Below are 13,793 nucleotides of genomic sequence, written 5' to 3' on the forward strand. Positions count from 1 at the left end.
TGCATGGTTGTCTTATTATTACTCAGTCCATGTCAAAGGCGCTCCTGAAAAAACTGAACAAGCCAAAATGAAGGACCTGTCAAAATTTATTCATTTTTTTCAAAATGAAGTAGGGCATGACTTGGTCGATAGTTGGACACCGGCGGTTAGTAAACATTTTCAGAAAAATTTAAGCAAAACGATTTCCGAGAAAACAGGAAAACCCTATAAGGCAACTTCTATTAATCGCACCATGGCAACCATTCGTCATGTAGGTCGCTGGCTTCATCAACAACGTCCATTATTAGCAGGTGATCCATTAGCACAAGTTAAAGATTTACAAACAGATGCGCCCGATTGGAATGGTTTAACATCCCGTCAATTAATGAGATTAAAGTCAGCTTGCGAGCAACGAATTAAAAGTTGTACGCGCAAAAATCAAAATCCACTAATGGAAACCGCTTTATTTTATGTGCTGCTTGGCACAGGGCTTCGTGAATCCGAAGTCGTTTCTTTAAACGTAGGTCAGTATCGACAAAAGGGTTTATGTGAAGTTCTACGTCATAAGTCAAAACGTATTAGTCAAAAAATTCCTTTGCCGCAAGAGAGTAGGGGGTACTTAGATCAATATTTAGAAAAAAGAGAAGCTCAAGAAGATGAACCGTTATTTGTAACAAGGTACTCTACTCGCTTACAAACCTTGGATGTGTACCGAATTTGTCAACGTGTGTTAAAACAAGCATTAGCATTTTTACCGGAGCATGAGAAATTTGAGTTTACGCCTCATAAATTACGTCACACCTTTTTAAAAAAGGTAACTGATAAGCATGGGATTCACTTTGCGCAAGAATTGAGCGGGAATGTTTCTATTAAAGAAATTTTCCGTTATGCCAAGCCTAGTCAGGACGAAATGCAATCAACGATCGAAGAATTGTTTGAAAATTAATAAAACCGTTATTAGATGGATTAGATATCAGAATTAACTACTAGTGAAAAAAGAAAATTAGAAAGAATTTTGTGCATAAGAAGAATATTTGTTCTAAATTATAACTGACTGAACTTTTAGCGGGTTTTTTGAGGAATACAAGAATGAACTTTTTTGGCATTTATTCGACAAGACTCCATAACTGTAGGAGCTGGTTTGCGTAAGTCTGAGCTGGTTTCGTTAAATATGTCAATATCATTCATAAGGGACACATTTGATTTATGCTAATAGTCCATCCATGCGATCAGACATGAGGTAAGATCAATTATCTACCCTTTCTCTCTATAATTTATTTAAAAGCTGATAAATTACCCTGGAGCAAAAGATGTTTATATGCATAAGCTGTGTTAATCCAGAGCCTCTTAAAAAATACATAAAAAATAAAAATAAGAAAACTAACTGTGCTTATTGTAACGCTTTTGATTTTAGCGTTAAAACTATACAGTTGTATAATTGCTTGGAACAACGGTTTAAAGGACTTTTAGTTGAGGAAAATTTTCTTTCACCATATGAACGGGGTATGATTTCTGAGTGTGGATCAGATATACCCGTTGTTAAGGAATTGTGGGAATGGATTGGTGACTTTAATATTGCCATGCCGAATATAACGGAAGAGTTTTATCATTGGATAAATGATAGGTGGCATAATAAAGAAAATCAACTATATGCTTTAGATGATGGAACACTTGAAGATAATGAATATGAAAATAAATGGGACAGATTTACTGAAAAATTATTTCATAGTCAGCGTTTTTTTAATCAAGATGTCGAGTTATTTTTAGATTCTTTATTCAAATATCTTAATATTAAACCTAATGAACAAAATAAACTTATTAAAGTTATAGAGCCAGAAGTTCAAATTTATCGTGCTCGAGTTGCTAATTCTAATGATAGTATACAAAAAATTGAATCAGAACCGCATACTGAACTTGGACCTGCCCCTGGAACTAAAGCAAGAAACCAGAGAATGACTCCTACAGGTATTTCTGCCATCTACTGTTGTTTTGAGAGAGAGACATGCTTAAGTGAAATTAGAGCAATAACTGGTGACATAGTTGTTTCGGGAGCGTTTTCACCACTAAAGGCTCTTCGTCTGTTAGATTTAAATAAATTTCGGGAATTGGATGATGGTAATCCTCATCCACTTACATTTGAGTTTTCTAAAAAAAAGCATATATTTCAATTCTTGAAGCAGTTAATAACTAAATTATCTATTCCAAAAAGAGCAGGAGAAGAACTTTCTTATTTACCTACTCAGGTTCTTTTTGAATATTTTGAGAAAAAATATGGTGACTTAGTTGATGGCCTTACATATCCTTCTATACAAACTGGTTTAACTGGTCAAAATTTAGTTCTATTTCCTTTAAAATCAAAAACCGCAAAAGAGAATTATATTCTTAACCATGACGAGAATATCAATAATCCATTTATTGATTTAATTAACTATGACGCCTTACCACCAACTTTAAAGTTTATAAAAGATAGTTTAATATTTCATAAAATAACTGCTATCAAGACAGAATCAGAAGACTCCGAAGATCCATTTATTTTTATGGCCGATCCTTTAACCAGAAAGAGATTAAGTATATAAATATTTATATACTGCAATATGTGGATGTCATTATTGTCGCGATCAATATTCAGTCAGCAATAGAAAACAAATTGGATCTTTGTCATTATAAATATATAGATTCATAGTTTAATCAAGTATATTCCTTGCTAAAGTCCCAATAATTGGCCTATTTAGGCAATTTCTGGCTACGTTAAATTTGATCATATTTTCAATAGACCGCTTACTTTTGTAATTACTCCATATAATAATTTAATCAATAATTGACATATATCAAAAAATGATATAAATTTATTATTATGAATTGGACAATAAAAATAACAAATAAAGCTGCTAAGCAAATAGAGAAGCTGCCTAAATCCGCTAAAGCTACTTTATTACTTTTGCTGCGTGATATAGAACGAAACGGACCCAGCACAAGTGGTAGTTGGAAAAACTATGGAAAATTAAAAGGCATGATAGGAGACAAACGTCATTGTCATTTAATAAAAGGAAAGCCAACTTATGTTTGTTGTTGGGAAGTTATCGATAAACAAATAAAACTTATTGAGGTGTATTATGTCGGAACACATGAAAAAGCCCCATACTGAAAATATTGCTATGGTTACTTGGCATGGAGCACATTATGCATTGCCAGTAGGGGTGATAGAAAAATATAGAATTAAAGAAGATAACAAAACTCATTTATCTATTGATGATGTTTTTGGTGGACTTATTAATGAACATGGTGAGCCTGGCATTTTATTAAAAGGTTTGCGTCATAGAGAAGGTTTAAGCCAAATTGAATTTTCAAAAACTCTAAATATAACTCAAACAAATTTGTCTGCCATGGAGAATGGTAGGCGTCCAATTGGAAAAGAGCTTGCAAAACGGATTGCTGAAAAATTTCAAGTTGATTATCGTATCTTTTTATAAAAGGCAATTAATAACTTTAGGAAGCAAAATAGATCTATGATCTTGCCTCGAAATTTCGGACACCAACTTTATGCTGCAAACTGAAATTCATTTGGTGTCTGATATCCCAGAGAAGAAAGTAGTCGCTGCCGATTATAAAACATCTCTAGGTTGTCTTTTTTCATCTATTATTTCACAGCGCTACTCATAGTTTGTTTATATACCCCTAATATATTTTTGCGCAAGTTGAAACAAAATTAGATCAAAGAAGTTTATTTTAAACTAATAGAGTAAACTACATCCCACAATAAATGGGTAAATATTTGACAAAACAAAAGTAGTGCTCATAAAATTCGCTACTAGTAGTTATTTTGCCATTTATGCCTGATAACATGCTAGGGGTATGATAGTCATTTCTATAGCCAAATTAATGTCATCATATAATTTCTTCGGCTTTTCACTTTACTGAATTTCTGAAATGGTATGAGATCCCATTTCCTATTCTCGTAGGCTAATCATCGAATGGGAATGCAAGATTTAACTTAGCAAGATTTTAATGGAAATATTAACTGACTTAAAAGCAATTTTGCACTCGAAACGCGCGAATATATATTACTTAGAAAAATGCCGCATTATGCAAAAAGATGGGAGAGTGCTGTATCTTACTGAGGCAAAAGAGGAAAACCAATATTGGAATATCCCTATTGCTAACACAACCTGTCTGCTACTTGGAACTGGAACATCTATTTCTCAAGCTGCAATGCGCATGCTGGCTCAAGCCGGAGTATTAGTTGGATTTTGTGGCGGAGGAGGTACACCACTGCTTATGGCGAATGAAGTCGAATGGTTCAGTCCTCAAAGCGAATACCGTCCCACAGAATATGTGCAAGGATGGATGAAATTTTGGTTTGACGAAATAAAACGCTTAAATGTAGCTAAACGATTTCAGCAGGCTCGTATTACTTTTATTGAACAAGTATGGGGAAGAGATTCGGATTTGATATCAAAGGGATTTTATCTTGATGATATTGATATTCAGACGGCATTAACCAACTTTCGTAAAAGCATTGTCAATGCCCAAGGAGTATATGAGTTATTACTTATTGAGGCCAAGTTAACCAAAGCCCTATATAAGATTGCTGCGAATCGTACGAATCAAGCTGGATTTACACGTGAATATAATAGTGACGACGATGCTAATGCGTTTTTAAATCATGGCAATTATTTAACGTATGGACTTGCTGCGACAGTATTGTGGGTATTAGGTATCCCACATGGTTTTGCTGTTATGCATGGAAAAACGCGTCGTGGGGCGTTGGTTTTTGATGTGGCCGATTTGATTAAAGATGCCTTAATTCTGCCATGGGCTTTTATATGTGCCAAAGATGAAACAACAGAGCAAGAGTTTCGTCAACAATGCTTACAAAATTTTATTAAACATAATGCGCTTGAGTTTATGTTTGATTTTGTTAAAACAATCAGTTGTGAAGGGCCTTCTTTATGATGGTCACGTTTGTATCACAATGCGAGAAAAAAGCGTTAAATAAAACACGTAGGGTATTGGACTCATTTGCAAGTCGTATTGGTGAAAATACTTGGCAAACTATTATCACCCATGAAGGTTTAAATGCAGTTAAAAAATTATTAAAAAAAACAGCCTCAAAGAATACGGCTGTTTCTTGTCATTGGCTGAGGAGTCGTAGCCGTAGCGAACTAATTTGGATTATAGGAAATCGTAGTAAATTTAATGCGCAAGGTATTGTTCCGGTACACTTCACGCGAAAAGATATTGTAAATACGCGCTGGGAAAATGATTGGCATTATCTTCCTTTGATTAAATGTCTGGCAGCCTTAGCCTCCTTATTTCATGATTTTGGCAAAGCTTCGAGGTACTTCCAAGAGAAATTGAAACCTGAAAGTAAAAACAAACTGGGTGACCCCTTGCGGCATGAGTGGGTATCGGTTTTATTGTTTCAAGCATTTGTAAAAAATAACTCAGAGGTAAAAAATAACTCAGACGCTCAATGGCTGGATCGTTTGATCCATGGGGATCTGAATGAAATGGTTTTGGCACAAAATATTTCAGAAACACCGTTGGAAAATTTACCCCCACTAGCAGGCCTGTTGGCGTGGTTGATAGTATCTCATCATAAATTGCCAATTAATTTAAACCGTAATTACAAAGATGACCACTTAAGAACACTAGATGAAGCGTTAGGTCAAATTTCTCAAACTTGGGGTTATGAAAACAGAAAAGATGAGAAATTTTATAAGGCCAAGCTTAAACAGTGTTTGACCTTTGATGATGGTTTGTCCAGCCAATCACTGCCATGGTTAAAACTTGTCAAAAGATGGGCATCCAAAATGCGAGATTGCCTATTTTTATTAAATAAGGCTATGGAAAATGGTAGCTGGCGATTAATTTTATATCACGCGCGTTTATCATTAATGTTGGGCGACCATAATTATTCATCACAAGGTGCCAGCAAAACCTGGCATTCAGATATGGATTTGATAGCCAATACATATAGAAAAGATTGTAATGGCCATAGTAAAGGAGAGCCCAATCAAAAGCTGGATGAACATTTGGTTGGAGTAGCTCATTCGGCGCTTGATATCGCCCAATTATTACCGGCATTTGAGAATGAATTACCCTATGCGTACGATATAAGAGCACTCAAGAAAAAAAGCCCGTCTGCATTTGGATGGCAAGATAAGGCCGTTGAAAAAGTTAAAGAATGGAAACAAAGCGTTCCTGTTGCATACCAAGATAAACAACATGGTTTTTTCGCAGTTAATATGGCAAGTACGGGTTGTGGTAAAACTTATGCCAATGCAAAAGTCATGCGCGCCCTATCACCTGATTGTGAGAGTCTTCGTTTTATTTTAGCATTGGGTCTCAGAACACTTACGCTTCAAACTGGTGACGAATATCGGGAACGTATCGGTTTGGACAACAGCGAGCTTGCAGTAATGATTGGCTCCAGAGCTGTAATGGAGTTGCATAAACAAAATAAGCTTGAACAAAAAGAGCAAGAAGACTTTAATGAATCAGCCGGTGCTGAGTCAATGGGGGCTCTATTGGATGATGATATGATTGATTATGAATGCGTAATACCGGAATCGCGGTTAAATACTGTTCTAATCGATGAGCGTAGTCGGAAATTTCTTTATTCACCTGTGCTGGCTTGCACAATTGATCATTTAATACCCGCCACAGAGTGTGTGCGTGGAGGGCGCTATATTTTGCCAAGTCTGCGATTAATGTCGTCAGACCTAGTAATTGATGAGATTGATGACTTTAATGGGGCCGATCTTGTCGCTATTGGTCGCCTTATTCATTTGGCTGGTATGCTGGGACGAAAAGTCATGATTTCTTCTGCGACAATCCCCCCAGATCTTGCGGAAGGTTATTTAAACGCATACCGCGAGGGCTGGTTGTTATTTGCCAATACACGAGATGTTAGTTTCAATATTGCTTGCGCATGGATCGATGAATTCGGGACTCAGATTGAGACGTTGTCTGATTCAGATACTAAACAGGCACTGAAGTGTTACGAGAACTATCATCAAACGTTTATCAAGAAACGAGTTAAAAAATTAAAAGCGGAGCCAATCAAGCGTAAAGTCGAAATAGTTTCGTGCCAGCACATTAAGGAATTTAGAGCTCAGGTTAAAACAAATGAGGATAAGATAACAATAGAACATGCATATTTTAACGTAATACAAAAAGCAATTATAGAAAAGCATTTACAGCATGCAGAGATTGAACCGTTAACTGAAAAAATGGTTTCAATTGGTCTTGTGCGTATGGCGAATATAGATCCTTGTGTAGCTTTGACTGAATATTTGGCTACTACCGATTGGCCGAATGACATTGATTTTCGTGTGATGGCTTATCATAGTCAGCAGGTGTTGTTATTACGTAGTGAACAGGAAAAACATCTCGATGAAGTGCTGAAGCGCAATGAAAAGGGTGGAGAAATTCCAAAGCCTTTTCAAAATGAGATTATTCGTTATCACTTATCAAATAGCAAATCACAACACATAATTTTTATTTTGGTTGCTACTCCAGTTGAAGAGGTAGGGCGCGATCACGATTTTGATTGGGCTGTAGTAGAGCCGTCTTCTTTTCGTTCTATTATTCAATTGGCTGGTCGAGTGCTGCGTCATCGCAATAAAATACCAAAAACACCTAATATCGCTTTGATGCAATACAATTTGAAAGCGTTAATTAATGCCGATGAACACCCTGCATATTGCTGTCCTGGTTATGAACAAAAAGATTGTTTATTTTCTACACATGATATTAATCAGTTAATTGACCATAAATTATTAACTGAAGGTATCAATGCTCTACCACGGATACAACGGGATATTAGTCTCAAATATAAGCACAATTTTGCTGATATGGAACATTACTCCATATCAAAACTATTAACAGGTTGGAAAATTAAAGATAGCGCTGCATTAGTTGGGCCTGAACAAATGCAGGGATGGTTGACCCAATGTTGGTGGTTAACCGCTTATCCACAAAATTATAATCGGTTTCGTGAAAGTGGTTTAGATGAACAGTTATTTTTAGAGGCAGAATGTGGTGAGCTGAAATTTATGCAAAAAACTGAGGGAATTCCGATTGAGTATGTGAATCGAACTGCCGTTTATGGGATTAAAGTGAATCAACCGGTAGAACGAATACTAAGTAAATTATGGCTGGATTGCGATTATCAACAATTAATAGAAGTTATTGCCAATAAAACAAACAAAACTAAATCACAGGCCACACGTATTTATGGTGAAATTTCATTGCCAGTATATAGTCATAAAATTCAGTTTTATCAGTACTCATACCAACTAGGTTTATCTCGACTACGCTGATTAAAAGTTATTGATCTTTCATGAGGCCAATAACTTCTGTTAATTTTCGGTAAAAATGTTGCTGCCTATTCGGCAGTTCATAAATTAATGGAAATAATTTTTCTAAGCTACCTCTCCGGCAGTAAAGAGTTCAATTAGTCGGTTTAGCTCACAGCTTAGTAAATTAACATAAAGTATATAGAGCATAGAATCCTTCTTCTGAGCTTATATTAAAAATATAATCACAGCTGATTCATAAAAAACCAAAAAAGTAATAATTAATAGAAATAATTGGTTTGACAATTGTGTTGAGAGTACTTATATTTCCGCCCGATCGCACTAAAACGGGGAGTGATTTTGGGTGATGTTATTAAGACCTTTTTATTTGAAAGAAAGGCGAGTTGGATTAAGAAAAAAATCAATTCCGGAATGACTTCCGAGGAAATAAAGCGTATTGAGCAGGAGTCAAATAATATTTTTTCGCCTGATAGCTGGTTACCTGACGCTGCCAAAAGGGCTAGTCAATTATCCATAGTGAGTCATCCTGGAAAATTTAGTCATCCTGCTGCAAAAATCAGTCCTATTATCGCTGAGTGTAAGAGATCCGAGGATGGATTTTTAAGGACGGGCAATGCACATGCTCAATTAGACGTTTTTGGTAATGCTGCAGCTATGGATGTGTTTAAATTCTTGTCGTTGACGCTGGACGATGGGCAAACAATTTTGACACATTTAGAGCTTAATACAGAGGTCATTCAAAATGAAATGAATGTATCGACTACGCATTTTGATGTGTTACGCAAAGGGTTTCTTTCGATAAAGAAAAATACGACTACTGCGATTACAAGTGAGTGTGTGAAGCAAGTATATTTTCCTGTTGCTAGTGGTTATCATTTATTATCAATTTTGACACCCTCAGGTTTGGTATACGAATTAAGAAACCGTATTCAAAGTATTCGATTTTCTGATGAAATTAAAGAAGCTCGGGATAACAAACGAAAAAATCTTTATAACGAAAAAGGTTTTGATGAGTTATATGGTTTAGCGATGATTGGATATGGGGGAACCAAACCACAAAATATCAGTATACTAAATAGTACCTACGGTGGAAAATCCTATTTGCTCTCAAGCATCCCTCCAAATTTATCCAGTCATCATATTCGTTTGCCTAAAAATAATTTTTTTTCTAACACTCTGAGACCCAAAAGTTTTGAGCAACATTTTGTCAAAATACATAATTTATACCTTGCGGATTATAATAATAAAAAAATACGCGATAGCTTGGATTGGAGAGTGCAAGATATTATTAACGATATTATTGAAAGAATGTGGGTGCTCCGTCTTGCTGAGCCAGGTTGGTCGAAAGACACAAATTTACCAATTTACCAAAAAATATGGCTTGATGAGTCTCGTAAGGACGAACGCTTAACGGATGAGGATTGGCTTGATTCGGTGAGTACTGATTTTGCACGCTGGTTTATTTCAACCTATGAGAAGTTAATAGGAAAAATGGCGATTACTTTGGATGATACTTATCTCCAGCATCTCAAGGCAGTGATGATAAACAATGAAGAGAACTTGCTATGAAACGAATCCTACTACTTCCATATTTGCGTATACAAAATGCCAACGCCTTATCCAGTCCTTATACCATAGGATTTCCGGCTATGACGTCCTGGTTGGGCGCTGTACATGCATTGCAAAGACAATTAAATCAACAGGGATTTACTGATCTTGTATTCAAAGGCGTCTCAGTTGTGTCTCATGAATTCAAGTTGAATACATTCAAAGGGCATAGTGATTACGTATATTCCATTATTGGAACTGGGAATCCACTAGATAAAAACGGTGAGCGTTCGGCATTTATTGAAGAGGCGCGTTGTCATTTGACTGTTTCTATTGTGATTGAATATTCTGGCCTTGATAAAGATGATGAAGATAAATTTATAAATATTTTATATGCGCAGATGCATAGGAGTATGAAATTTTCGGGTGGAGATTTCCTAGGGTTTAAGAAGCCTTTTGAAAAACCCGAGATACTTAAAATAGGAGAGGATAAAGATTATCGTAAACTCGTACGAAAGTTGATGCCAGGTTTTGTTCTAGTCGAGCGTCGTGATTTGATGATTGACGCGATGAAAAATGGACAAGACGCAATTGATGCGATGCTTGAGTATTTAAAGATAATGCATCGCAGTGAACAAAATGATCAGGGTAAAGTAACTTGGACTAGCGGACGTAAAACATCTGGATGGATTGTTCCCATAGCTACTGGTTTCCACGGGATTTCTCCTCTTGGACAAGCACAGAATCAACGAGCCCCTGATATACCTCACCGATTTGCCGAAAGCGTTGTAACTCTTGGAGAGTTTAAAATGCTATATCGTATAAAAAATATTGATGACATGCTTTGGCACTCCTGCTTCGATATTGAAAATAATTTATATCTTTGCCAACACAATACATAAAAACTAAATGTAAGAGGAAATTTATACTATGGCTAAAAATGAAAACATGGCGACCGTACTCGCATTTGAAAAAAAACTGGTACCTTCGGATGGTTATTTTTATGGTACAACTTGGAATAAACGTCATCTTGAGGCGACACCTTTGCAACTATTGGAAAAATCAGTACGTGGAACGATTTCGAATCGGTTGTCAAAACCATTACAAGCTGATCCTACAAAACTGGATGCAAAAGTTGAAAATCCCAACTTACAAACTGTCGATTGCTGTGCTCTTGGTGTTGAACAAGATACACTTAAATTGCATTTCACTCTGAAGATCTTAAGTCAGGTTGAAAAACCTTCTGCTTGTAACAATGCTGTATTTAATGAGAGTTACGCTGCGGCAGCTAAGAATTATATCGAGCAAGAAGGTTTTACGGAATTAGCAAAACGTTATGCCATTAATATAGCCAATGCACGTTTTTTATGGCGTAACAGAGTAGGTGCTGAACATATAGAGGTTAGTGTTAAAGTTTTAAATTCTGAAAAAGAAGAGTCTTGGGTTTTTGACTCCTCTAATTATTCTATTAACGATTTTAACCATAGCGATGAGTTGATTAATCCCTTGGCTGAAAAAATAGCCCTTGCTTTATCTGGTAAGATACCCTTTTTATTATTGAATATTACAGCTTATGCGAAAGTTGGTCGCTCTCAGGAAGTATATCCGAGTGAAGAGCTAATTTTGGATAAAGGAACTGGTAAAAGCAAAAAGAGCAAGATTTTATACCATATTAACGGCGTTGCTGGCATGCATTCTCAAAAAATTGGTAATGCATTAAGAACTATTGATACCTGGTATCCAGAATATTGTCATGTTACTACAGGGCCGATTGCTATAGAACCATATGGTGCTGTAACTAATCTTGGGATTGCATATCGTAACCCTAGAAATAAATCCGATTTTTTTACCTTGTTTGATAAATTTGCTCGTGGTGAAACGTTGACAACAAAAGAACAAGAGCATTATGTGATGGCAGTATTGGTCCGTGGTGGCGTTTTTGGCGAAAGCGGTAAGGAGTGATCATGAATTTTTACCAGGATATCACTTTACTGCCCATGGCTGATATTAATATATATTTCTTATGGGAGAAAATATATCAAATGATTCATTTGGGTTTGGTGGAAACAAAAATGCCTAATGGTTTATCACCAATTGGACTTGCTTTTCCAGAGTATGATGCTGAAAAATGTCAGTTGGGTACCAAATTAAGAGTATTTGCTATGGAAAAGCAAATGCTCGAGAAATTTAATGCAATAAAATGGTTAAATAATTTCTCTGATTATGCTCACATAACTGGAGCTCGTGATGTCCCGGGTAATATAACCAGTTATGTTCGTTTCAAACGAAAGCAATCGAAGTCTAATACTGAACGCATAGCTCGAAGAAAGGCAAAGCGGGAAGGGATTGATTTGGAGAGTGCGATGGGATTATTAAAAAATCATAAAGAATCATTAATACGCGCGCCATTTATAAAAATTTCGAGCCTAAGCTCCAAAAACACATTTAAGCTCTTTATTTATAAAGAACCCTCTGAGGAACTTATAAATAATGCATTCAGTTGTTATGGTTTAAGTTCTGTATCAACGTTACCTGACTTTTAACCTTTATTTTTGCTGTTCTTTAAAAATTTATTTAAATCAATAGGTTGCGAGCATATAAAATATCAATGGTTACACATCGATATTTTATACTAGCTTATTGTTTATTAAATTGATTTTAAGTGTGAAATTTGGGTTAACTGCCGTATAGGCAGCTTAGAAACAACAATGCCATCACGCCCTATTTTTTCCCAAGTTAACTGCCGTATAGGCAGCTTAGAAATCGAACTGCTGCTAATTTGTCTAATGACTTATGTTAACTGCCGTATAGGCAGCTTAGAAATATAGGACGTGGAGCTTTAGTGCCTACTTTTGGTTAACTGCCGTATAGGCAGCTTAGAAATCGTGCTAAACGTCTTGCTAATATGGTTGAGGGTTAACTGCCGTATAGGCAGCTTAGAAAAGCATGGGTTTATTAGGGTCAAATACGGCTTTGTTAACTGCCGTATAGGCAGCTTAGAAATTATCTTGAAATGGCAAACGCACCTCGTGCTAGTTAACTGCCGTATAGGCAGCTTAGAAATGACGTTTGATCGTGCTCGCGATGAACCTTATGTTAACTGCCGTATAGGCAGCTTAGAAAAAGACGCGGCATTAAACTTTTCATAATTACCCGTTAACTGCCGTATAGGCAGCTTAGAAAGTCCGCATCTGCCCACATAAAGGGATTGTTGCGTTAACTGCCGTATAGGCAGCTTAGAAACGACAAAGGCATGCAAAATGTGACAATCAATCGTTAACTGCCGTATAGGCAGCTTAGAAAACTGGAGTACTTTAAAATCAAATTATACCCACGTTAACTGCCGTATAGGCAGCTTAGAAAATCTGTTAAAATCCAGTCAATTTGCAAATATTGTTAACTGCCGTGGTCTAATAGATTTTGACACCCCAGTTAAGAGATAATGTACTTAACTGTAGAAAAAAATGGTGGCAAGAAAGAAGTATTCTAAAGAATTCAAACTTGATGCAGTTAGTCTGGTATTAGAACAAGGCTATGGCTGCACAGAAGCGGCTAAAAGTTTGGGGATTCATCAAGCTCTACTTAGTCGCTGGCTTAAAGAGCACCAAGAGCCTGATGGGCAAGCATTTCGAGGAAATGGCAAGTTAACAGCAGAACAATTAGAGATACGTCGCCTGCTGGAAGAAAATAAACGCCTGAAAATGGAAAAGGAAATCTTAAAAAGGGCGGCGGTCTTCTTTGCTCAAGAAACGAAATAAAATATTCGTTTGTCGCCCAAAATAAGAAGACCTGGCCAGTTGGCTTAATGTGCCAACTCCTGGGCATTACACGGCATGGATATTACAGTTATCAGCAACGTCAGAGAAATAAACCTGATGATCCTGAGCATCAGGAGATGCTTGAGTGGGTAAAGAAAATAGCAGAATCCAGCCAATATTGTTA

Annotated in this window: 10 protein-coding genes, 1 pseudogene and 1 CRISPR repeat array; all 11 genes and pseudogenes read left to right on the top strand. The window is 36.4% G+C overall.

Translation table 11 applies throughout. The annotated features are described in order from the left end of the window. Positions 1-925, top strand: a 925-nt coding sequence (locus Lnau_RS16490; protein WP_157070666.1) for a tyrosine-type recombinase/integrase, incomplete at its 5' end; no start/stop codon positions are given. A gap of 364 nt (positions 926-1,289) precedes the next feature. Then, positions 1,290-2,555 (top strand): RES family NAD+ phosphorylase, encoded by a 1,266-nt coding sequence (locus Lnau_RS13445; RefSeq protein ID WP_058505652.1) that lies wholly within the window; start codon positions 1,290-1,292, stop codon positions 2,553-2,555. Positions 2,556-2,833: 278 nt separating this feature from the next. Beyond that, on the top strand, positions 2,834-3,124 hold the full coding sequence (locus Lnau_RS13450) for a type II toxin-antitoxin system RelE family toxin (protein WP_058505653.1): 291 nt from the start codon (positions 2,834-2,836) through the stop codon (positions 3,122-3,124). After that, positions 3,093-3,449, top strand: a complete 357-nt coding sequence (locus Lnau_RS13455; RefSeq protein WP_083503844.1) for a helix-turn-helix domain-containing protein — start codon at positions 3,093-3,095, stop codon at positions 3,447-3,449. The genes Lnau_RS13450 and Lnau_RS13455 overlap by 32 nt, the downstream gene beginning before the upstream one ends. Positions 3,450-3,984: 535 nt before the next feature. Further along, positions 3,985-4,932, top strand: a complete 948-nt coding sequence (cas1f, locus tag Lnau_RS13460) for a type I-F CRISPR-associated endonuclease Cas1f (protein WP_058495126.1) — start codon at positions 3,985-3,987, stop codon at positions 4,930-4,932. Further along, positions 4,929-8,306: a type I-F CRISPR-associated helicase Cas3f gene (gene cas3f, locus Lnau_RS13465; RefSeq protein WP_058505655.1), complete on the top strand. Its 3,378-nt coding sequence runs from the start codon at positions 4,929-4,931 to the stop codon at positions 8,304-8,306. The genes cas1f and cas3f overlap by 4 nt, the downstream gene beginning before the upstream one ends. 336 nt (positions 8,307-8,642) lie before the next feature. Continuing rightward, positions 8,643-9,872 carry a type I-F CRISPR-associated protein Csy1 gene (gene csy1, locus Lnau_RS13470; protein WP_058505656.1) on the top strand — a complete coding sequence of 410 codons (1,230 nt, stop codon included), beginning with the start codon at positions 8,643-8,645 and terminating at the stop codon, positions 9,870-9,872. Next, positions 9,869-10,753 (top strand): type I-F CRISPR-associated protein Csy2, encoded by an 885-nt coding sequence (gene csy2 / locus Lnau_RS13475; protein WP_058495129.1) that lies wholly within the window; start codon positions 9,869-9,871, stop codon positions 10,751-10,753. Before csy1 ends, csy2 begins: the two co-directional genes overlap by 4 nt. Before the next feature lie 28 nt (positions 10,754-10,781). Continuing rightward, positions 10,782-11,813 (top strand): type I-F CRISPR-associated protein Csy3, encoded by a 1,032-nt coding sequence (csy3, locus tag Lnau_RS13480; RefSeq protein WP_058505657.1) that lies wholly within the window; start codon positions 10,782-10,784, stop codon positions 11,811-11,813. 2 nt (positions 11,814-11,815) lie between these two features. Further along, the gene (gene cas6f, locus Lnau_RS13485; protein WP_058495131.1) at positions 11,816-12,394 is read left to right on the top strand and encodes a type I-F CRISPR-associated endoribonuclease Cas6/Csy4; all 579 of its coding nucleotides are present in this window, start codon (positions 11,816-11,818) and stop codon (positions 12,392-12,394) included. 132 nt (positions 12,395-12,526) lie between these two features. After that, positions 12,527-13,214: a CRISPR direct-repeat array (repeat unit 28 nt; unit sequence GTTAACTGCCGTATAGGCAGCTTAGAAA). Between the two features lie 101 nt (positions 13,215-13,315). Continuing rightward, positions 13,316-13,793 (top strand): annotated as a pseudogene (locus Lnau_RS16810) (transposase); the annotation flags it as partial.

It is taken from the genome of Legionella nautarum, assembly GCF_001467895.1.
Classification (GTDB): Bacteria; Pseudomonadota; Gammaproteobacteria; order Legionellales; family Legionellaceae; genus Tatlockia; species Tatlockia nautarum.